Annotated in this window: 17 protein-coding genes and 2 rRNA genes (1 of these 19 cut by a window edge); 11 read left to right on the plus strand and 8 right to left on the minus strand. The window is 50.4% G+C overall.

From position 1 onward, the window contains the following. The 9 genes from ACSFXJ_RS04060 to ACSFXJ_RS04100 form a co-directional block, all read left to right on the plus strand. Positions 1-1,248: ribosomal RNA gene (locus tag ACSFXJ_RS04060) — 23S ribosomal RNA — on the plus strand (it extends 1,809 nt beyond the left edge of the window). 60 nt (positions 1,249-1,308) lie between these two features. After that, positions 1,309-1,425, plus strand: a 5S ribosomal RNA gene (rrf, locus tag ACSFXJ_RS04065). A 200-nt stretch (positions 1,426-1,625) separates the two neighbouring features. Continuing rightward, positions 1,626-3,299, plus strand: a complete 1,674-nt coding sequence (locus ACSFXJ_RS04070) for a methyl-accepting chemotaxis protein (protein ID WP_435923959.1) — start codon at positions 1,626-1,628, stop codon at positions 3,297-3,299. Between the two features lie 197 nt (positions 3,300-3,496). Beyond that, positions 3,497-4,849, plus strand: a complete 1,353-nt coding sequence (locus ACSFXJ_RS04075) for an ABC transporter substrate-binding protein (RefSeq protein ID WP_435923960.1) — start codon at positions 3,497-3,499, stop codon at positions 4,847-4,849. 96 nt (positions 4,850-4,945) lie between these two features. Next, the gene (locus ACSFXJ_RS04080) at positions 4,946-5,902 is read left to right on the plus strand and encodes a carbohydrate ABC transporter permease (RefSeq protein WP_435923961.1); all 957 of its coding nucleotides are present in this window, start codon (positions 4,946-4,948) and stop codon (positions 5,900-5,902) included. Next, positions 5,899-6,762 (plus strand): carbohydrate ABC transporter permease, encoded by an 864-nt coding sequence (locus ACSFXJ_RS04085; protein ID WP_435923962.1) that lies wholly within the window; start codon positions 5,899-5,901, stop codon positions 6,760-6,762. Before ACSFXJ_RS04080 ends, ACSFXJ_RS04085 begins: the two co-directional genes overlap by 4 nt. 79 nt (positions 6,763-6,841) lie before the next feature. Beyond that, positions 6,842-8,563 (plus strand): histidine kinase, encoded by a 1,722-nt coding sequence (locus ACSFXJ_RS04090; RefSeq protein ID WP_435923963.1) that lies wholly within the window; start codon positions 6,842-6,844, stop codon positions 8,561-8,563. Positions 8,564-8,594: 31 nt separating this feature from the next. Beyond that, positions 8,595-9,941, plus strand: coding sequence for an ABC transporter substrate-binding protein (locus tag ACSFXJ_RS04095; protein ID WP_435923964.1), 1,347 nt, complete (start codon positions 8,595-8,597; stop codon positions 9,939-9,941). Positions 9,942-9,959: 18 nt separating this feature from the next. Next, on the plus strand, positions 9,960-11,561 hold the full coding sequence (locus ACSFXJ_RS04100; protein ID WP_435923965.1) for a response regulator: 1,602 nt from the start codon (positions 9,960-9,962) through the stop codon (positions 11,559-11,561). 79 nt (positions 11,562-11,640) lie between these two features. Here ACSFXJ_RS04100 and ACSFXJ_RS04105 read toward each other — a convergent pair whose 3' ends face one another. From ACSFXJ_RS04105 to ACSFXJ_RS04140, 8 genes are all read right to left on the minus strand, one after another. Next, a complete protein-coding gene (locus ACSFXJ_RS04105) occupies positions 11,641-11,898 on the minus strand; it encodes a GlsB/YeaQ/YmgE family stress response membrane protein (protein WP_334075857.1) in 258 nt (85 codons plus the stop codon). Positions 11,899-12,060: 162 nt separating this feature from the next. After that, positions 12,061-14,055: a CotH kinase family protein gene (locus ACSFXJ_RS04110; RefSeq protein ID WP_435923966.1), complete on the minus strand. Its 1,995-nt coding sequence runs from the start codon at positions 14,053-14,055 to the stop codon at positions 12,061-12,063. A gap of 18 nt (positions 14,056-14,073) precedes the next feature. Continuing rightward, on the minus strand, positions 14,074-14,769 hold the full coding sequence (locus tag ACSFXJ_RS04115; protein WP_435923967.1) for a DUF4956 domain-containing protein: 696 nt from the start codon (positions 14,767-14,769) through the stop codon (positions 14,074-14,076). Between the two features lie 4 nt (positions 14,770-14,773). Further along, positions 14,774-15,496: a polyphosphate polymerase domain-containing protein gene (locus tag ACSFXJ_RS04120; RefSeq protein ID WP_435923968.1), complete on the minus strand. Its 723-nt coding sequence runs from the start codon at positions 15,494-15,496 to the stop codon at positions 14,774-14,776. 174 nt (positions 15,497-15,670) lie between these two features. Then, the gene (locus ACSFXJ_RS04125; protein WP_435923969.1) at positions 15,671-16,216 is read right to left on the minus strand and encodes an HXXEE domain-containing protein; all 546 of its coding nucleotides are present in this window, start codon (positions 16,214-16,216) and stop codon (positions 15,671-15,673) included. A 21-nt stretch (positions 16,217-16,237) separates the two neighbouring features. Further along, on the minus strand, positions 16,238-16,822 hold the full coding sequence (locus ACSFXJ_RS04130) for a TetR/AcrR family transcriptional regulator (RefSeq protein WP_435923970.1): 585 nt from the start codon (positions 16,820-16,822) through the stop codon (positions 16,238-16,240). A 133-nt stretch (positions 16,823-16,955) separates the two neighbouring features. Further along, positions 16,956-18,731 (minus strand): SulP family inorganic anion transporter, encoded by a 1,776-nt coding sequence (locus ACSFXJ_RS04135; RefSeq protein ID WP_435923971.1) that lies wholly within the window; start codon positions 18,729-18,731, stop codon positions 16,956-16,958. A 94-nt stretch (positions 18,732-18,825) separates the two neighbouring features. Beyond that, positions 18,826-19,155, minus strand: coding sequence for an ArsR/SmtB family transcription factor (locus ACSFXJ_RS04140; protein ID WP_435923972.1), 330 nt, complete (start codon positions 19,153-19,155; stop codon positions 18,826-18,828). 208 nt (positions 19,156-19,363) lie between these two features. Here ACSFXJ_RS04140 and ACSFXJ_RS04145 point away from each other — a divergent pair, with 208 nt between their 5' ends. Further along, positions 19,364-19,690, plus strand: coding sequence for an antibiotic biosynthesis monooxygenase (locus ACSFXJ_RS04145; RefSeq protein ID WP_435923973.1), 327 nt, complete (start codon positions 19,364-19,366; stop codon positions 19,688-19,690). A gap of 19 nt (positions 19,691-19,709) precedes the next feature. Next, positions 19,710-20,498 carry an exodeoxyribonuclease III gene (locus tag ACSFXJ_RS04150; RefSeq protein WP_435923974.1) on the plus strand — a complete coding sequence of 263 codons (789 nt, stop codon included), beginning with the start codon at positions 19,710-19,712 and terminating at the stop codon, positions 20,496-20,498. The last annotated feature ends 86 nt before the right edge of the window (positions 20,499-20,584 follow it).

The following is a 20,584-nucleotide window of genomic DNA, read 5'->3' on the forward strand; positions in this document are numbered from 1 at the left end:
GAATTCTAAGGCGCGCGGAAGAACTCTCGTTAAGGAACTCGGCAAAATGACCCCGTAACTTCGGGAGAAGGGGTGCCTCGGTAGGGTGAATAGCCCGAGGGGGCCGCAGTGAAAAGGCCCAAGCGACTGTTTAGCAAAAACACAGGTCTGTGCGAAGCCGCAAGGCGAAGTATACGGGCTGACGCCTGCCCGGTGCTGGAAGGTTAAGGGGAGTGGTTAGGGAGCAATCCCGAAGCTATGAACTGAAGCCCCAGTAAACGGCGGCCGTAACTATAACGGTCCTAAGGTAGCGAAATTCCTTGTCAGGTAAATTCTGACCCGCACGAATGGCGTAACGACTTGGGCGCTGTCTCAACGAGAGATCCGGTGAAATTTTAATACCTGTGAAGATGCAGGTTACCCGCGACAAGACGGAAAGACCCCATGGAGCTTTACTGCAGCTTGATATTGGACTTTGATACGATTTGTACAGGATAGGTGGGAGCCTAGGAAGCCGGAGCGCCAGCTTCGGTGGAGGCGCCGTTGGGATACCACCCTGATCGTATCGGAGTTCTAACCTGGTACCGTGATCCGGTGCGGGGACAGTGTCAGGCGGGCAGTTTGACTGGGGCGGTCGCCTCCTAAAGAGTAACGGAGGCGCCCCAAGGTTCCCTCAGAATGGTTGGAAATCATTCGAAGAGTGCAAAGGCATAAGGGAGCTTGACTGCGAGACTGACAAGTCGAGCAGGGACGAAAGTCGGGCTTAGTGATCCGGTGGTACCGCATGGAAGGGCCATCGCTCAACGGATAAAAGCTACCCTGGGGATAACAGGCTTATCTCCCCCAAGAGTCCACATCGACGGGGAGGTTTGGCACCTCGATGTCGGCTCATCGCATCCTGGGGCTGAAGTAGGTCCCAAGGGTTGGGCTGTTCGCCCATTAAAGCGGTACGCGAGCTGGGTTCAGAACGTCGTGAGACAGTTCGGTCCCTATCTGTCGTGGGCGTAGGAAATTTGAGAGGAGCTGTCCTTAGTACGAGAGGACCGGGATGGACGCACCGCTGGTGCACCAGTTGTTCCGCCAGGAGCACAGCTGGGTAGCTAAGTGCGGACGGGATAAGCGCTGAAAGCATCTAAGCGTGAAGCCCCCCTCAAGATGAGATTTCCCAATTCGTAAGACCCCTTGAAGACGACGAGGTTGATAGGCTGGGGGTGGAAGCACAGCAATGTGTGGAGCTGACCAGTACTAATCGGTCGAGGGCTTATCCAAAGAACTAAACACGCAAATGAAGTTTCGTATCCAGTTTTCAGGCGATCAACGCTTGAACCGTTTGGTGGCGATGGCGGAGGGGTTCCACGCGTACCCATCCCGAACACGACCGTTAAGCCCTCCAGCGCCGATGGTACTTGGACCGAAGGGTCCTGGGAGAGTAGGACGCCGCCAAGCAAAGATAAAGAGCACTACCGAGTTTTCTCGGTGGTGCTCTTTTTTTATACAACCATTTCGGTTGTGGTGACGGAAGGGAATATGCTCTGAAAAGGATAGTTAAAAAGGACTATTTTACAACTCATTACATAGTAAATTTTAACTACTTTTGATATTATGATAACGTTTCTCAAATAAGACGAAAGAAGGATAATGCACTCATGCTAGATTTTATTTACTCCAAAGTAAACTTTAAAGCAAGGCTGATCGCAGTAATTTCGTTTTTAGTGCTTCTCCCGCTAATCGTTACCAGCTTGATAAGTTACAGGCAGTCTTATGAAGGAATCAAAAATCTGACTTACGGTGATCTGGAATACATCGTACATATTAAAGCCAATGAGCTGTCCGCTTATACGGAATCGACCGAACTATCCGACAGGAGCAAATCTATCGTTGCGGATATCGTTTCCGATATCGAGGAAAATTACTATAAACCGAACGGGATGTCGGGCTATGCCTATGTCATTGATGAGACAGGCAAGGCGCTCTTTCATCCGGAAGAACAAACTGTGGGAACGGATCTTTCCACAAACGATTTTATCAAGGATATGCTGAGTCAAAAGAACGGAAAGATCGAATATGAATGGCACAACGGGAAAAAGATTGTTGCGTTCGAAGAGCTGCCTAATGGCTGGATTATCGCGGTGGGAAGCTATATTAACGATGTCATGCAACCGGCGTATAAGATTTTGCAAGACATTTTAATGACTGCCGGGATAAGTTTTATTATCGCTTTCGTTATTTCCTATTTATTCGGACAGGTCACGGTGAAACCGATCAATGAACTGATCGGGGCACTGAAAGCCTTCGAGAACGGGAATCTCGGTATTCGGCTTGCTGCCAAAACGAAAGATGAATTCGGAAAAATGAAAATCATGTACAACAACATGGCGGATCGCTTCACCGAAATGATCGGGACGATTCAAACGTCGGCGCAAAATTTGAACGCTTCGTCGGAAGAGTTGATGGCAAGCACCGAGGAAAATCTCGCGGCCACGGAACAAGTCTCCGCCACGATGCAGCAGATTGTCTCGAGCTCGGATATGCAAGCTACGGAAGTCAAAAATAGCGAAGCATCCATCTACGAAACGAATCGACTCCTCGAAGAAATGGTAAAAAAATTCGGCGAGATGGAGGAACAATCCGCAACAACGAAAGAGAATTCCAAGGTTGGAAGTGATTCTTTAGTCAACCTGCTTGAAAAAATGAAGGACATCACCTCATCGGTATCGACAACAGAACAAGCTATTGATAGACTTGGGAACAACTCGGTCTCTATTAAAGAAATTATCCTTACGATTCGGGAAATTTCCGAGCAAACGAATCTGCTTGCGCTGAATGCGGCTATTGAAGCCGCAAGAGCGGGAGAGGACGGCAGAGGCTTTGCGGTGGTGGCCGGCGAGGTCAGAAAATTGGCGGATCAGGCGAATCAAGCGACAGGAGAAATCGTTCGCACCATAGATGTTGTGGATGCCGATATCCAGCTTGCCGTCGCAGCGATTAAAAACACCTCCCTCTCAGTCACGGTGGGCGAACAGGCAGCTCAAAGCATGAGCGCGGTCCTGGAGCATGTGGAGCAGGCGTTGAACAACGTGGCAGAGAACATCTCCGATCTTCACGTTCTGTCCGAAAAGGTGAAGCAGCAGGCGGTCATTGTAGAACAGGGCTCAAGCTCGATTGCGGGCCTGTCCGTAAAAAATGCGGATGCGATTAATGAAATCAGCGCCACTTACGAACAATTAAATGCGTCCATGGAGGATATTACGAATGCGGCGCAGGGTTTGACCACGTTGGCTGAAGTACTGCGGCAGAAAGTGAACGATTTTAAATTTTAATCAAGTTAATATTCCAAGGCAAAATACCTGTTCTTGGTGCGGCGGCACGAAGGGCAGGTGTTTTTTTGTTCTTTGGTATGTGATTTTATGATGATCGTAAAAATTCAAACCATAAATCGCAATATTGCCTCCTCAAAATATCGGACGGATTCCAGTAGACTTAGGATGAAAATAAGAATTAGAAAGGGGTTTCATGAATGAAAAGAACCAGACCATGGGCAATGTTGATGGTGGCCGTTCTGTTGATCGCTTCCCTGGCCGCTTGCGGCGGAGGAAACAACAACAAAACAGCGAATGGCAATACGAGCACACCTGCAGCCACGAACAATGGCGGAACGGAGCCGGCAGAAAGCACGGAACCGGCTGAAAAGGTTGAGCTTACCTTCTGGTCGCTCGGCGTAACGAACTACGAGGACCTCGCCAAGGAATATACGGCACTGCATCCGAACGTAACGTTCAAGTTCCAAAACACGGCGGACCAAACCGCGCATCACAACAACCTGACAACAGCGTTGTCCGCGGGCTCCGGCGCGCCTGACATTTTCCAGCTTGAAATCGCATTCGTGGAACGGTTCATGAACAACACCGACAAGTTCCATAACCTGTATGATCTCGGGGCAAAAGATATCGAAGGCAACTACCTCGACTGGAAATGGAAACAAGTTACGTCGAAAGACGGCAGCTTCCAATTGGGGCTTCCTACGGACATCGGTCCTACGGTAGTTTACTATCGCACGGATTTGGCTGAACAAGCCGGCTTGCCGACAGATCCGGACAGCTTCAGCGCAGCTATCGATTCTTGGGATAAGTTTGCAACTGTTGCCAAGCAGTTCAAGGATAAAACCGGCAAACCGTTTGCCGATTTGACGGACCTCGTTTACAACGGCGTACGCGACCAATCCGAAGGAGAAATCTACTTCAGCAAAGAAGACGGATCCTTCATCGGCGCGGACAATCCGCAAGTAAGAAAAGCTTATGATTTCACCGTTAAAGGGATTCAAGAAGGCTGGATCGGTAACTGGGTACTCTGGTCTCCTGAATGGCAAAACGCCATCAACAAAGGCGACTTCGGCGTAATGCTCGGCCCTGCTTGGATCGCGGGTACCATCAGAAACGCCAAGGATTCCGCAGGTAAATGGGAAATTGCCCAAATGCCTGAAGGCGCTGGTAACTGGGGCGGTTCCTTCCTGGTGCTGCCGAAAGAAGGCAAGCATCCGAAAGAAGCTTACGAATTCATCTCCTGGGTTCTGAACAAAGAAAATCAATTGAAATCGTTTAAAGACAGCGGTTTGTTCCCGACGATTCCGGCCGTGTACGAAGAACCGGCCTTCAAGGAAGGTAAGGACGAATTCTTCAACGGTCAAGTTATCGCGGAAGCTTACGCGAAAGCGGCTCAATCGGTTAAACCGATTTACTACGGACCGCTTCATGACCAAGCCGACACGATCATCAAAAACGCACTCAAGAACGTCCTTGAGAAGAAAGCGGATCCGCAAAAGGAATGGGATAGCGCAATGAAACAAATCCAAGCGTTGGTGGATCGCAGCTAGGTCAAAAGATTCTCATATCGAATTCATTATCCGAATTCGCAGGACGATGTTCTCCTGCGGATTCGGATTTATCAATTACTTCCTGGAGGTGCATTCATGGCTGACACTGCTACAGCGGCTGCCCAGTCGGTCCAGGCGAAAAAGCCTTTCTGGACGGAGAAAAGACGCAGCCAGCTTACGGCCTATACGTTTATCTCGCCGTTTTTTATTCTTTTCGCCATTTTCGGCTTGTATCCGATCCTTTTCACGATATACCTGTCCTTTTTCAAATGGGACGCGCTCGGGCCGATGAAATATGTCGGCTTAAAAAACTACGAGCTGGTTACCGGCGATCCGACCTTCTGGATTTCGTTCAGCAACACGCTCATTATGGGGCTTATGGGGACAGTGCCTCAGCTTATCGTTGCCCTTCTGGTGGCGGTGATGCTGAATTCGGCTTTAAACAAGTTTAAAAACACATTCCGGATTCTGTACTTCATGCCGAACATCACATCGATCGTTGCCGTTACGCTGGTGTTCAGCACCATGTTCGGCAACAACGGGATGATTAACTGGATTCTGAACGGACTCGGCCTGGAAAGCGTTCCTTTTAACTCCGGCTGGTGGGGCGTCAAAATTGCTATCTCCACAATGGTCATGTGGCGTTGGATGGGGTATAACGCGATCATCTTCCTGTCCGGTCTGCAAAGCATTCCAACGGATATTTATGAAGCGGCAAAAATTGACGGAGCGACCCGCACCCAGCAATTGTTCCAAATCACGCTTCCGTTGCTCAGACCGTTTATTCTTTTCGTCACGCTGGTATCCACCATCGGGGCATTGCAGCTCTTTACGGAGCCGTATGTATTCCTTGGACAGTCCGGAACGGGCTCGACTCGCCAAGAAGGCGTAACGATGGTTACTTACCTGTACAACGAAGCGTTCAAGAACAGCTTCTTCGGTACGGCGGCAGCCACGGCGGTCCTTCTGCTGTTTGCCACAATACTTTTCTCCTTGCTTAATATGACGCTGTCCAGCCGTATGGGCGGAGATACAGGAGGAGGAAAAGCATGAGTACAGTAGCGGTTCGCAGAAAAAAACCGGATGATCCGGGTTTCGTCGCCAAATTTTTCTTTTACCTTGCACTCATTATCGGGGCTTTGGTTTCCATCTTTCCATTCTATTGGATGTTTGTCGTCGCCACGAACGATAAGGACGCGGCATTCCACATTCCGCCGCTGTTGACGCCGGGGCTGGAATTCTTCGACAACTTCTCGCGCGTTCTGGAACGGACCGAGTTTTTCCGCGCGCTGATCAATTCGGTCGTCGTTTCTTCGGCGGTCACCGTGTCGGTCGTGTTCTTTTGTACGCTGGCGGGCTATGCTTTTGCCAAGTACGAATTTCCGTTCAAAAAGCTGCTGTTCGTCCTGGTTCTCGGAACGATGCTGGTACCAGCACAGCTGAGCGTGCTTCCGCAGTACGTCATCATGGCCAAGCTGCACTGGATCGACAGCTATAAAGCGCTGATCGTGCCGGCGATGGTCAACGCGTTCGGGATTTTCTGGATGCGCCAATACATCTCTTCGGCGGTTCACTCCGAATTGATCGAGGCGGGACGGATCGACGGCGGCGGACACTTCCGGATTTTCTGGAACATCGCCATTCCGGTCGTCACTCCGGCGATGGCTACATTGGGGATCCTTAATTTTATGAACGTGTGGAACGACTTTTTCTGGCCTCTGGTCGTGTTGAAAAATAAAGAAAATTACACGATTCAGATCGCGTTGCAGCAGTTGTTTACCAATAAGGACGGCCTGGACTTCGGGATGATCATGTCGGCCACCTTTACGGCGACGCTGCCGCTGCTTATCGTATTCCTGCTCTTCAGCCGCTGGGTTATCGCCGGGTTGACGTCGGGTGCGATAAAAAGCTAGGTGTTTTTCCAATTGCACAAGGAGATAGAAACATAATGAAGAATAATAGAGTAGGAGATTGGGGAGGGAGGGCTTTGTCATGAAGCTCCGTCGAAAAATCTTACTGGCTATTATTCTTCTTGTGTTTATCCCCGTGATCTTGATGGGTTCAATTTCGTATTTCAATTTCTCCCGTGCCATGGAGAACAAGTCGACCAACTTCTACTGGGTTTCCCTGCTGGAGACGGATCGAAAGCTGAACTACGCCTTGAACGAAATCACGTCCATTTCAAATTTCGCGATTACGCAGGATGTCATACAGGATACGTTGAAAAAGCCGGGTTTTGTCATTACCTATGATCAACGTCAGGAAATCAACAATCTGATCAACCATCCGATGATTTCCGCCTTTGGACTGTATTCCAAGGATAAATTGTTGTATCCGTTTAATGACGCGATGTCATTTGATCAATTGCGCAACGAGAACTGGTATGAGGCGATGAAAGCGGCCGAAGGAAAGCCGATTTGGATCGGTCCGGGGGAAAACGGCAGCGCCTCTTCGGGGAAACCGGTTTTGATTCAAGCGCGGGTCATTAAGGATTATTATTCGTTGGAAGACATCGGGGCGGTTGTCGTTTATATCAAGCCGGATATTTTGGACCAAGTATTTTGGGATGCCGCCATGCTGAAGCAAGGGGATATTCTTTTGGTGAACCGGCGGGGGAATATCGTGTTTGACAAGTCGGGCGAGCATATTGGGGAACGAACGGACTTTCCTTTTTTGACGGAAGGAGATTCGAACGAGAAGGGTTACTATGTCGACAAATATTTAGGGGAAAAATCGCTGATCACTTATTTGCCGTCCCATAACAAGGACTGGTATTTGGTCGCGATTACGCCAAGCAAGCTTATTGCATCGGAATCGATCAATATCCGGAATATCGCCGTGGTACTTGTGCTCGTATCGCTGATCTCGGCATTCCTCTTCGACCGGTATTTCGTACGCAGACTGGTTCGAAGCATCAGCAGTGCGGTCAACGGGATGAAGCGGGTACAGCAGGGGATATTCACGCCGATTCAGCGCGTCGTAAGGGCAGAGGACGAAACGGATTTGCTGATTGACGGCTTCAACCGGATGAGCACTCAAATTTCCGAATTGATTGAACAGGTGCAGGTCGAACAGGCCCGCAAAAAGGAAGTGGAGCTTCAGGCTCTCGTTGCGCAAATCAATCCGCATTTTATCTATAATTCATTGGAATCGATCAATTCGATGGCCGTTTTGCAGGGGAACAAGGACATTAGCAAAATGGTGGTGTCCTTGGGCAAGCTGCTTCGAATCAGCATCAGCGAGAACCAACAGTTGATACCGCTTTCTATGGAAATGGAGCATGTCAGACATTATCTGGACATCCAGAAATTCCGGTTTGAGGACAAGTTTTCGTATCAGATCGAGATTCCGGAGTTTTTAAAATATTATAAAACCCAGAAGCTCATCGTGCAGCCGATTGTGGAAAATGCGCTGTATCATGCGATCGAGCAGATGGAGGGCAGCGGGTTTATATCCATAACGGCTCGCGACGGCGACAATGATATTTTGATCGACGTCATGGACAACGGACCCGGCTTTGATCACGAGACGCTGTTGAGCCTATGGAGCAAAAACCGGGAGAATCCGAAGAAATACCGGGAGAACGGCGTCGGTTTGAAAAATGTCCATGAGAGACTGAGAATCCGGTTCGGCGGGTACTACGGGATCATGATTTGTTCTTCCCCCGGTTACGGGTCGATTATTCGAATCCGGATACCGAAAATCTTATCTTGAATAAGGCGCTGTTCGAAAGGGGGAAGAGGACATGAAATGGTTTCTGAATTGGGGCTGGATTACCGTGTATGCCGCGGTACTGGCTATTTCGGTACTGATCATCGCGTTGAACGGCAGCGAGCCGATCGAAGAACAGCAAACCGAAAAAATTACGCTCACGTTCCGGCATTTTTGGATCAAGGAGCATGATACGAAAATGCTGCATATTTTCGAAGAAGTGGTTGACTCATTCCAGCAATCCCATCCGAACGTGAAGGTGAATTTTGAAGGAATGGATCAAACCTTTCACCGCGAAAATAAACTGAAGCAAGAGATGGTGACGGGAACCGCACCAGATATGTTTGTTTTGTTCGGAGGCGCGGAAATCGAGCCTTATGTCAGATCCAACCGCTTGATGGATTTAACGGATTTTGTGAAGGACAGCGGGCTTGACGGAAAATTCCAGGATCTTAGTCTGTGGACGTATGACAATCATATATATGGATTACCCTTGGAGGGACATGCGGAACCGCTCTATTATAATAAACAGATTTTTGAAAGGTTAAGCATTCAGCCGCCGCAAACGTTGGACGAGTTGGACGAGGCCGTCACGCTGCTGAAGCAGAGAGGCTACATTCCGTTCGCGCTGGGGAACAAGGAGCGGTGGCCGGCCGCGATTTTTGCACACTACTTCATGGACAGATACGCGGGACCCGATTTGATTGATGAACTGGCCAAAGGAAACGAGGCCTATAATTTCAATAATAATGGCTATTTGCAGGCATTCATGCATTTTAAATCATGGGTGGCGCAAGGGGCGTTCAGTTCTTCGTCCAATGATTTGTCGACGGAGGAAGCGATCGATCTGTTCACCTCCGGAAAAGCGGCCATGTACCTGAACGGAAACTGGGATATCAATTTATTCGAGGGCGGGGAAGAGGACGAAGATTTTCCGAGCAAGGTGGGCGTCATCCCTTTTCCGACGGAGTTTCCGGATCAGAAACCTTCGATGGCGGGCGGATATACGATCGGCATCGCGCTTTCCGCGAATCTGGATGAGGCAAAACGCGATGCCGCTCTGGAGTTGATGAGGGCTTTTTATACCGAGAATATTCAGCAGCGGATCGTTTACGAAGGGCTGAGAGTTCCGTCCATGAAAATCTCTTTCGATTCCGAAAGGACCGGACCGGTTTTCGCCCAGGTGATCGAATTGATGGAAGAAAGCGACGACATTTTTCTGGCTTACGATAATGTGTTGTCACCCGAAGTGAACAAAACGTTTCTTAAGGTGATCGAGCAAATGATTTCCGGTGAGATTACGTCGAACGAAGCCCTGGATCAAATTCAGGCGGCCTCGGAGCAGTATTGGATGCTGAGAAACAGTTCGCTTCCGAATTAACGGAATGGAGGGGGAAATATGGAGTTGGGTCAAGCGAAATACCGCGTCATTCTCGTGGATGACGAGCCGATTATACTCCGCAGCTTGAAAGTGGCCGTCCCCTGGAGTGAGCTGGGCCTAGAAATTGCAGGCGAAGCAAGGAACGGAGAAGAGGCGTTAAAGCTCGTCCGCGAACTGTCGCCGCATATGATCATCAGCGATATCCGCATGCCGGGGCTCGACGGAATCAGCCTGATGAAGGAAGTGATGGCCGAGAATCCGAAACGCCTGTTTATATTTATCAGCGGGTACGGCGAATTTGAATATGCCCGGGATGCTCTGAGGGAAGGGGCGTTCGATTATTTGCTCAAGCCGATCGATCATGACGAATTGATCGAAATGATCAAGCGGGCGAAGAAAACGATGGAAAAGCAGTCCGAAAACGACAAGCTGCTGCATTCGGTACAAGTGCTGTCCATGCTGGCCAGGGAGCGCATGTTTGCGGAGTTTATCGAGGGAAACCATAGTGAAAATCACCTGCGGCACATGCAATGGCTGGAGCATAGCAAGCTGGAGGAAAGCTATTTTGTAGCCGTGCTCCAACTGGACCATTATATGAGACTCTACGGGAGCTGGTCCATGGAGGAGCGCAGATTGTGGCTGTTTGCCATCCGTAACATTTTAAGCGAATGGTCGCTGTCCCAAGGGGCGCTTACGGTGTTCCCTTTTCACAGCGGCGAGTGGGTGATTCTGTTCCCGGAAGGGATGGACGCCCGCAAAGAACAGTTGGGTATTGACCTTATCCATCAGATCAAAATGAATACGAAATTGTCCTGTTCCGTCGGATTCAGTCCAACGGCCATCGGAATCGAGCAGCTTAGCGAAGCTTATCACGCGGCGGCAAAGGCGTTGTATCAACGGTTCTACAGCGACCAGGAGGGCGTATTCGTCGGTCAGGCGTCGGATGAAACGGGGGCGGCGAGCGAGCCGAAGTATCCGAAGCACCTGGAAGCCAGAATGCTCGAATGCATCCGTACCCTGGATGAAGCCCGTTTATTGTCCCTGCTGGATGAGACTAAGGTTTATATTGAAACCCAAGCGTTTACGAAAGAAACCGCCGAGCGCATGATCGTGGAATTAACGGTTGTCTTGTACCGGGAATTCGAGCATATGAAGCTACCTCCCGAATGGTCGTTGGAAGGCTTGCTCCAGGAGCTTCATACGCTCGGCACGCTCCATGAAATGATCGGGCTACTCAAATACAGCCTGGAGAAATGGATCCGGGACAGCAAGGAATCGGAGTCCAAAGAAAACATGCATACGGTAATTGCCAAAACCCAGGAGTATATCTCAAATAACTATCACAAGGATCTCAGCATCGAAGAAGTGTCCGAAATCGCGGATTTGAGCATCAGCCATTTCTGCATGCTGTTCAAGCAGGTCACGGGATATACGTTTTTGGAATATTTGACGAAGTGCAGGATTGAGAAGGCAAAGTATATTCTGAAAAATAGCCAGGTGAAAGTGTATCAGATTGCCCCTTTGGTCGGGTATCAGGATCCGCGTTATTTTACCCAGGTATTTAAAAAGGTGACGGGAATGACTCCCTCGGAATATCGCGAGGAATCCACCGCATCTTAAAACGAGAAAAGAACCGCCGGATCGGCGGTTCTTTTATGTGTGTGCGTGTCAAACTAGTTTCAAGATTCGATGCTCTGCGTTACGAACGTCCCCGGCGCATCGAGCCCATAATCAGGCTGACGATAAAGACAAGGACGACCGCGCCGATCAATGCCGGTACAAAATAGAAGTCGCCGATGACCGGCCCCCAGTTGCCAAGAATCAGGCTGCCGAGCCAAGCCCCGATGAAACCGGCGATGATATTCCCGATGATGCCTCCAGGGATATCTCTACCCATGATCAATCCTGCGAGCCAACCGATTACGCCGCCGATAATTAATGACCATAAGAAACCCATTCTAATCACCTCGAGTTTTTTAATTTGCTTGTCGATTAATATTAACCAAAGGAGTTCTTTTTAAACAGGGCTTCATGAGAACGAGGGCAGTCACCGCCTTTTGGCGGAACTGCCCTCGTTCTCGTTTTTTAGTGATAAGACCCTTTTGAGTCGTTATTTTTATCATAAACGTTTTCTTCGGAAAAAAAGAACAAACAGGGCGCCCAGGACGAGAACGCCCAAAGAGATCAATACGGTGACGGGCTCGTTGGGATTGGTTTGCGGCTGCGGGCCGTCGCCTCCGAAACCGCCGCCCATCGGGCCGCCGCCAAATCCGCGGCCTCCTCCGAAGTCGTCGTCCGGCGGACCCCATTGGCCGCCGTTTGCTCCCTGCCGGCCTTGGCCGCCCGGATTGCCTTGGCCATCGGCACCGCCTTGCGGCATTTGCGGCGCACCGTCTCCGCCCGGCGTCTGGCCATCCATGCCGCCCGGCGGCGTTTGTGCCGCTCCGTCGGAGATGTCTCCCGGCGCCCCCTGAGGGGGAGCCGGGAAGCCCGCTGGACCGGCGTCTGCACTTCCGTTAGCGTTGCCCCCGAACGCCGGCATGCCTCCGCCTCCGAATCCGCCGCCGCTGCCCGATCCGTCTCCGGAAGATGGAGAGGTTCCGTCAAGCTGCTGCGATATTTTTTCGATTTGCGAGGCGTTCGTGGAGATCAGCGCGGGAACGGCTTGCTCGAATTCCTCGTACGTATAGAACGGTCTCGGATCCGCTTTGACGTAAGGTGCGATCATTTCATACACCTCGTTTGCACGGGCTGAGAAATTGTCGTTGGCGAGATAGCCGTCCACCGCCGTCTGCAGAATCGCATGGTAACGCGCTTTGTACTCGTCCACGGCCAACAACTTTGCGACCAACGGCCGTTCGGCAACAGCGCCTTGCGTCGGTTCATCGATCAGCAGGCCGCTTCCACCGGTTCGGCCAGGATTGTTACGGTCGAACTGTTCTGCGGCATTGCCGTTGTTCGGAGCATTGTCGGCGTTGCCCCCGGCAGTAGCGCCGGTATTGCCATTCGTACCGGTACCTTCGGTATCCGCGGGGATTGGGGGTTCTTTTCCGGTAACCCCCGCTTCCGTTCCGGTAATTCCGGCTTTGGCATCGCCTTGGGCCGCGTTGTCGTTATCGTTAGCGATACCGCCTCTGCCGCCGAATCCGCCGCGCATGCCGCCACCCATACCTCCGCCCATGCCACCGAAGGCCATGTTGTAATCCCAAGGAAGAATCGAAAAGACCCCTTCATCTTCATACAGGTAGTAATTCTGCTTATTGCCGCCGATGTAGCTGTCCATATTGTTCGTAAGCACATTCAGCGCGATATAGCCGAGCGCATGCTCTACATTGAGCACTTTTTCATAATCCGAGCCGTTATTCAGCTCATCCAGCATATCGATCAGTACATCGCCGTTCGTCGTTTTCGACTTGAGCGCCAGCCCGGTATACAGATCCGGGTCGTCGCCAAGCCAAGCCAAGTCGCTGCCGCTGCCGGTCATTTCGCCTTTGTAAAGGGCCCCGTAGGCATTTCCGAAATGCCGGTTCAAATAAGCGTCGCCGATTTGTTCAACGGCAAGGTAGAAGCCCCATAGTTCGCCGTTTACGTAAACATTGACGAAAGAATATTTCGGCGTGGGCAGGCCCATTTTTTCCGCTAGCTCATAGGTTAGAAATTCGCGCATGGAGGAGGCGTCGCTGTAATTGTTATTCAGGTTGATTTTGCTGATGCCGTCCAGCGTCTGATTGACGTATTCGTCAAAGGAAAGCTTGAAGCTATAACGGTCCGAATCCGGCATTTGAACTACGCTACGCAAGCTCAAATTGCCTTTGGTGCGGATGCCGATATTATCAAAATGCTTCCCGTTGTAATCGACGGAAGCCGTTTTGTATTCCTCCGCGCTGGCGTTGTCGAGCATGTCCTGAAAATCGTCCTCGTCAATCGTGATTTTTACATCCACGACTTTATCCTTGGGAAAGACCTCCTCGTCCAGCTTCCGCTCTTCCTTTGAAACCGCCGGATCTGCATCCCCGTCCGTCTGCTGTGCGGTTCCCCCGCTGCAAGCGACGAGTCCGAGAATCAGCATCAGCGAGCAAAGGGCGGGAAGAAGCCGCGAAAATTTGGCTTTCATCTTGTCACCTCCGGCTTTTTAAGACACATAATCCCCGTTATAGCTGATCAGGACCGCATTTTTTACTCCGCCAAGCTTGGAAATTTCGTTAATGAGCTGCCCTTCCCGTTCGCGAAGGCGAATTTCGAGCGTCATTTCGATGTTGCCGGGAGATACGGTTTTTTGTTTGATGTTATAGCGTTTGACGAGTCCGGCCATATGGCTGTGCACCAGCCCTTCGCTTTCGTCGTTGTCGCAGTTGACGACAAGCAGGTAAGGGGTTTCCGAAGACGCATTTTTAATGAACAGGAACATGATCACGCCGACGATGACGGAACCGATGGCCGCAAGCGCGTAGAAACCGGCGCCGGTGACGATCCCTACCGCGGCGGCCCAAAACAGGAAGATCAGATCGGTCGGGTCCTTAATCGGCGTTCTGAAACGAACGATCGACAACGCGCCGACCATACCGAGGGACAGCACGAGATTGGAATTGACGGCGATAATGATCATCGCGGTTACCATCGTCATACCGATCAGGGATACGTTGAAGCTTTTTGAATACAGCACGCCGCTGAATACCCGCTTGTACAAAATAAAAATGAACAGCCCGATGATAAAAGAAATGCCGAGCGTAATCAGAATTTTGGAAACGCTAATGTCGGACGTAAAATTTTCGGCAAACGAATTTTTGATGATATCGCCGAAGGTGTTCGTTTGATTCGTCGTATTCATGATTTTATTGATCCTCCCAAGAGTTCGATTTTAAATATTTGCAGCAGATCACATACTTGGATGCGGCTTGCTGCCGCAAACCTTCCATTTGCAGGGCGCGTCTGATGTGTTCGGGAAGATATTCGTCATATTTGACTTCCAGAATCATCATATGGTCGTCGATGGCGGGCACGGGGCGGAGCGAACGGTCAAAAATATCCGTGGCATGCAGGCCGGTCCGCAATTCCTTGTCAAACGTGATCCGGACGTTTCCGTTAGGATACACGTACGGCTCGCGGACATAATCCACAATGACCTTAGGCCGGAGCATATTGTGCTTGAGCTCCCTGTACAATTCCATCATGAACGGTTTGTCCGGCTGATTGAGCGCCTCATAATCTCCGCGCAGGATGTCGTCGTACATTTCCCGGGTCAAGGGTTCCTTCAGCTTGGAAATGTAATCGCCGACCTTGATCTTTTTTTCGAAATGGATCACCTCGTCGCCCCCGTTATAAATCCGGATCCGGTATTTGCGCCGGTCGCGGAATCCGCCGAGTTTTTCGGATAGCGCCGAAAGGTCCATATCGTCAAAATACAGGCTGCGAATATGGTACTCGCCGTTTTGCCCCGCGTGTACGTCCCGGTGGATCAAGTTTTTTAGTCTCTGGCTGATGACGTAATATTGGTGACGATGGATCAAAAACTTGAGCTCATGTCGAAATTTAAGATGTTTATAAGCCCTATTCACTTTTGCACCTCATTTCCTGCTTCGTGTACTCAAACCATCCTAGCAACCTTTGCTGAGTCCACACTTAACGGAAACTGAATGTAAACTGAAAGTTTTTACATTGCGTTGACAGTTGGGGAATTGAGGAAATGAGGAAAAGGTTCAAGGGGACAAAAAAACCACCGGTCACGGTGGTCAAGAGTTCGCATAGCGATCCCTTCCTCTTAGAAGGAGAAGCAAAGCGACCGGAACGAATACGAGCATGAGCACAAGCGCCCAAAGAAGGTCACCGGGACTGACAATCCCTTCGGAGAGAAGACGGTAGTATGCGTACAGAGAATAAGGAAGGACCGGAAATACGGCGGTCAGAACTCCCGGGGTATACTTTTTCAAATATATCGTTTGTCCAAGATGGGTAAAAACATGAAGAAAGTATAAATGGAGAGCGGCGAGAAAAAGGAGGTAGAAGTCGAAAAATACGGCCAATCCGGTCGTGACGACAATTACCGAGTAGACGCCGAGCACATCTTTGGCAAAATTCAACGTGTTCATGTGCAGGGAGGAATTGAAGATCTTTTTGGCAAACCCGGGCAAGGTGTTCCGGACATGGTCGCCGTGTTTCCCGATCCATTTTTCGACCGTAATGATTTCCTCGAAATCATGGAACAAAAACGTAATCGGAAATAGCCAAAGCAAACTGATGAGCTCGATATGTTCGTTCAAAACGGTAAGCAGGTTCATGCGATTGCTCCTCTCCTTTATTCATTTTTTGTCATGGTTCAGTACGCCTTGTAGGAACAATAGCCTCGTTTGGCGCCCCAATTCCTCCGCATCCTTCTCCCCCGTGGAGATATATCGGTGTACCAAACGTTCCACGGAGGCGACCACCGATTCCGCGGCAACCTCGGGATCCACTTCCGCACGGATCAAACCGGATTGTTTGTTTCTCATCATATTGGAGGCGATCAATTTTACGATCTTATCCCGGAGCAAACTGCCGCCTTCAGTATCCTGAAACACGATCCGGGTCAGATTGGCGTTCGAGCCAAGCAAACGGAACAGTCCTGTGAAGGTGCCGACGACAAAAGCCTCGAGTTCGGCTGCCGATTTACCGCCGGCATAGCGCCCCGCGTCCGAGTATGGGAGCAGTTGCTCTTCAAACCGGTGAAGCATCTCGCGCAGAATCTCGTCCTTGCTTTTGAAATATAGGTAATACGAGGCTTGGGTAAGGCCGGCGTTTTTAACGATCTGGCTGACGGTGGTGGCATGAAATCCTTTCCGGGCAAACAGCTCTTCGGCGGAAGCGATCAATTTGCTTTTACTTGCTTCTCCCTTGGGTGTTAACATGGCGCGCATTCCTTTCTCAATAAAACTAACTAATTAGTTATAATTATACTCCGGAATTGGAAAAAATAAAAGCCCTTCTTCACCTGTTCGTTAAAAACGAAAGCGGGTGAGGAAGGGCAGGATTATGGCGGGATCAATGTCCGGTTGTATTTGGATGCAAAGGGGGCATTAGCCGCTGAGCATCGGTGCGATACGGTTCCGTTTCGCTGAATCCGCCGCATTCACGGAAAGCGAAATGACGGCAACCGCGGCATCGGTCAGCGTTCAGCGTGCTCAGCGTCTCGTTTAAGGCTTCCCCGGTATGATCGAACAAATGGGATGGACCGATCAGTTCCAGGGTGCCGGTTTTTTCAAGCAGCCGGCGGGGCTGAGGACGAATGCCGGTAACGGCGACACGGACGCCCGATGCTTTTAAGCGTTTGATCAAGGCGGCGAAATGCGCTTCGCCCGAGGTGTCCATTACAGGAACCTTACTCATGCGAAGGATAACCGCGTGCAATTCGGGCCCGTTTTCGATGACGGTTCCGAAATCCGCAAATGCCTGGGAAGCTCCGAAAAACAAAGGACCCTCCACCGTAAAAATGGATACCTGGGGGCAATCATGACCATCGGTGACGATGTGCGCGGACACTTTATTCTTCGGATTGGACGGATCCGGGAGAACTTTGCGAACGGTTAGCGTGTCGCTCATGCGCTTGATAAACAGAAGCGCGGCCAGCACAAGCCCGGCTTCAACCGCTGTCGTCAACGTCGTGAACACGGTGAGCAGAAAAGTGACAAGCAAAATAACGGTATCGCTTGTCCGCGTCTTTGCCAGCTTCGCAAAAGTTTTGCGTTCGCTCATATTCCAGGCGACCATCATGAGAATCGGCGCCATGCTGGCCAGCGGAATGTCCGAAGCATAGGGAGCGAACAGGATGACGACAAGCAGGACGACGAAGCCGTGGATCATACCGGAGAACGGTGAGACCGCGCCGTTTTTAATATTGGTCGCCGTTCTGGCGATGGCCCCCGTCGCAGGGATGCCGCCGAAAAGCGGGGTGACGATGTTCGCAATTCCTTGGCCGATCAGCTCTTTGTTGCTGTCATGGCGAGTCCCGGTCATCCCGTCGGCGACGACGGCGGACAGGAGGGACTCAATGCTGCCGAGCAGCGCGATGATCAAAGCGGGTTGCAGCATGGTTCCGATGTTTCCCCAGTCCAGCGGAATTCCGTGAAACTCAGGCAAACCGCGGGGGATGGACCCGTAAGCCGATCCGATCGTAGCGACCTTCCTAGGAAACAACCAGAATGCGGCCAATGCGGATACGATGATGCCGACCAGGGAACCAGGAACCTTCGGTACGTACTTTGGCGTCAGAATCAGGGCCGCCAAACAGATGCATGCCGTCAGGATGCTGTACATATTAATGGAGCCTATGTGCAGGGCGATTTCTTTCATATTTTCATGGAAATACTCGTGGCTTTTGAGACCTTGAAGTCCAAGAAAATTGCTGATCTGTCCGCTGAATATCGTAACGGCAATCCCGGCGGTAAAGCCGACCGTAACAGGTTTCGGAATAAACTTAATCAGGGAGCCGAGCCGGAACAAGCCCATTAGCACTAGCATGATGCCGGCGAGAAAACCTGCGATCAGCAAATTTTCATAACCGTACTCCATGACGATGGCGAGCAGAATCGGTATGAAGGCCCCCGTCGGACCGCCGATTTGAAATTTTGAACCCCCCAACACAGAAATGAGAATACCCGCAATAATCGTTGTATATAGTCCATACTCAGGCTTCACACCCGAAGCGATGGCGAATGCCATGCCTAGTGGAATGGCCACAATACCGACGATGATGCCGGAAACGAGATCCTTGCGCAACAACCCGGCATGATAACCTTTAAAACGTCCTGTCCACTTCATCCCAAAAACCTTCTTTTCCTTATAAAGTGAATTAATGCACAAGATTGAGAGCGAAACGAAAAAGACCCCCGCAAGAAGCGGGGATATTCCGAAGCTATATTTCTTTGCGGATTCCTTCAAGCAGTGAAATCGATTCGACCAGATGGTTGTCGAAGATTTGTCTTGCAACCGCCAATAAATCCTTGATTAACGGGTCGCGGAGTGAATAGACAACCGTTGTCCCTTCCTTCGCGGTATTTACCAGATTTTTGGCCCGGAGGACGGATAACTGCTGGGACACCGCGGATCCTTCCGACCCGAGAATGCTTTGCAGCTCGTTGACGTTGCGCTCTCCCTCGCAGAGAACTTCCAATATGCGGATTCGCATCGGGTGTGCAAGCGCCTTAAAAAACTCGGCTTTAAACTGTTGCAAACTGATATCCATTCCATCCCTCCTTATCTTAAATTTTAGGATTTTATATATTCAAAAGTTTGAATATTTAGAGTATATAAAGTATAGCATGCTTTCTATGGTAAGTATAGGAATTATTTGTCCGCATAATTGACAATGAGAATTATTATCAACTAGAATGATTGGTAGATTCATTAAACAGAGCCGTTTTGGACGGCACCTATTGAGGAGGCGTTGTCTCATGTTTGTAATGACCAGAACGATGAAGATTCAAAAAGGAAATAGTGATAAAGTGACAGCCCGATTCAGCGGGGAAAGCCCGATGGACAGTATGGACGGATTGGTCGATGTCAGCGTACTTGTCAACGACAAGAACAAGGAGTATGATGAGGTTCTCGTTCTGATCTGTTGGGAGTCCCAGGAAGCGTGGAAAAATTGGGAGAAGAGCGACGCGCACATTCAAGGCCACAAGGAAAACCGCGGGAAACAGCCGCCTGAATTCATTATCAGCACCGAGGTCAAATTATTCGACGGCGATGTTGTCAAACGGGGCAAAGCTAGCCGTTAAGAAGGGTAAGGTTTTTACGATGAAGTTGGTATCCTGGAATGTCAACGGTTTGCGCGCTTGCGTGAACAAAGGGTTTTATGATTACTTCAATGCCGCGGATGCGGACATTTTTTGCGTACAGGAGACGAAGCTTCAGGAAGGGCAGATTGACCTGGATATCGGTCCGGAATATGAGCAGTACTGGAATTATGCGGAGAAAAAAGGCTATTCCGGAACGGCGGTGTTTACGAGGATCAAGCCGGTGTCCGTCCGCTTCGGGATGGAAGAGGATTCCGAGCCCGAGGGCAGGCTGGTGACGCTGGAATTCGAGCGCTTTTTCCTCGTCAATGTGTATACGCCGAACGCGAAGCGGGATTTGTCTAGGCTCGATTACAGACTGGAGTGGGAAGAGCGGTTCCGCAGCTATTTGCTGGATTTGGACATTCGGAAACCGGTCATCGTTTGCGGGGATCTCAATGTCGCGCATCGGGAGATCGATTTGAAAAATCCGAAGTCGAACTTGGGTAATTCCGGATTTACGCTGGAAGAAAGGGGCAAGATGACGGAGTTGCTCGACGCGGGATTCGTGGATTCGTTCCGGCATTTTTATCCCGACAGGGAGAACGTGTACAGCTGGTGGTCCTACATGCCGAAAGTGCGTGAGCGGAACGTCGGCTGGCGCATCGATTATTTCCTGGTATCGTCGAGGCTTGCGCCTTGTTTGCAGGGTGCCGAGATCGATTGCCATGTTATGGGCAGCGACCACTGCCCCGTGACCTTAAATGTCGGAGACATCAATATCGTTGTGCCTGAGACTCAAACGGTATGATATATTCTTTTTAAGACGAAGAATGTCCTTTTGCCGGATATCCGGCAGGGGGCGTTTTTTTTATTTTGAAAATAACGGGATGAACT

The organism is Paenibacillus salivarius, assembly GCF_051307165.1.
Lineage (GTDB): Bacteria > Bacillota > Bacilli > Paenibacillales > Paenibacillaceae > Fontibacillus.

Coding starts and splice junctions, on each gene's coding strand:
- ACSFXJ_RS04070 (WP_435923959.1), top strand. CDS start 1,626: ATGCTAGATTTTATTTACTCCAAAGTAAACTTTAAAGCAAGGCTGATC.
- ACSFXJ_RS04075 (WP_435923960.1), top strand. CDS start 3,497: ATGAAAAGAACCAGACCATGGGCAATGTTGATGGTGGCCGTTCTGTTG.
- ACSFXJ_RS04080 (WP_435923961.1), top strand. CDS start 4,946: ATGGCTGACACTGCTACAGCGGCTGCCCAGTCGGTCCAGGCGAAAAAG.
- ACSFXJ_RS04085 (WP_435923962.1), top strand. CDS start 5,899: ATGAGTACAGTAGCGGTTCGCAGAAAAAAACCGGATGATCCGGGTTTC.
- ACSFXJ_RS04090 (WP_435923963.1), top strand. CDS start 6,842: ATGAAGCTCCGTCGAAAAATCTTACTGGCTATTATTCTTCTTGTGTTT.
- ACSFXJ_RS04095 (WP_435923964.1), top strand. CDS start 8,595: ATGAAATGGTTTCTGAATTGGGGCTGGATTACCGTGTATGCCGCGGTA.
- ACSFXJ_RS04100 (WP_435923965.1), top strand. CDS start 9,960: ATGGAGTTGGGTCAAGCGAAATACCGCGTCATTCTCGTGGATGACGAG.
- ACSFXJ_RS04105 (WP_334075857.1), bottom strand. CDS start 11,898: ATGGGTTTCTTATGGTCATTAATTATCGGCGGCGTAATCGGTTGGCTC.
- ACSFXJ_RS04110 (WP_435923966.1), bottom strand. CDS start 14,055: ATGAAAGCCAAATTTTCGCGGCTTCTTCCCGCCCTTTGCTCGCTGATG.
- ACSFXJ_RS04115 (WP_435923967.1), bottom strand. CDS start 14,769: ATGAATACGACGAATCAAACGAACACCTTCGGCGATATCATCAAAAAT.
- ACSFXJ_RS04125 (WP_435923969.1), bottom strand. CDS start 16,216: ATGAACCTGCTTACCGTTTTGAACGAACATATCGAGCTCATCAGTTTG.
- ACSFXJ_RS04130 (WP_435923970.1), bottom strand. CDS start 16,822: ATGTTAACACCCAAGGGAGAAGCAAGTAAAAGCAAATTGATCGCTTCC.
- ACSFXJ_RS04135 (WP_435923971.1), bottom strand. CDS start 18,731: ATGAAGTGGACAGGACGTTTTAAAGGTTATCATGCCGGGTTGTTGCGC.
- ACSFXJ_RS04140 (WP_435923972.1), bottom strand. CDS start 19,155: ATGGATATCAGTTTGCAACAGTTTAAAGCCGAGTTTTTTAAGGCGCTT.
- ACSFXJ_RS04145 (WP_435923973.1), top strand. CDS start 19,364: ATGTTTGTAATGACCAGAACGATGAAGATTCAAAAAGGAAATAGTGAT.
- ACSFXJ_RS04150 (WP_435923974.1), top strand. CDS start 19,710: ATGAAGTTGGTATCCTGGAATGTCAACGGTTTGCGCGCTTGCGTGAAC.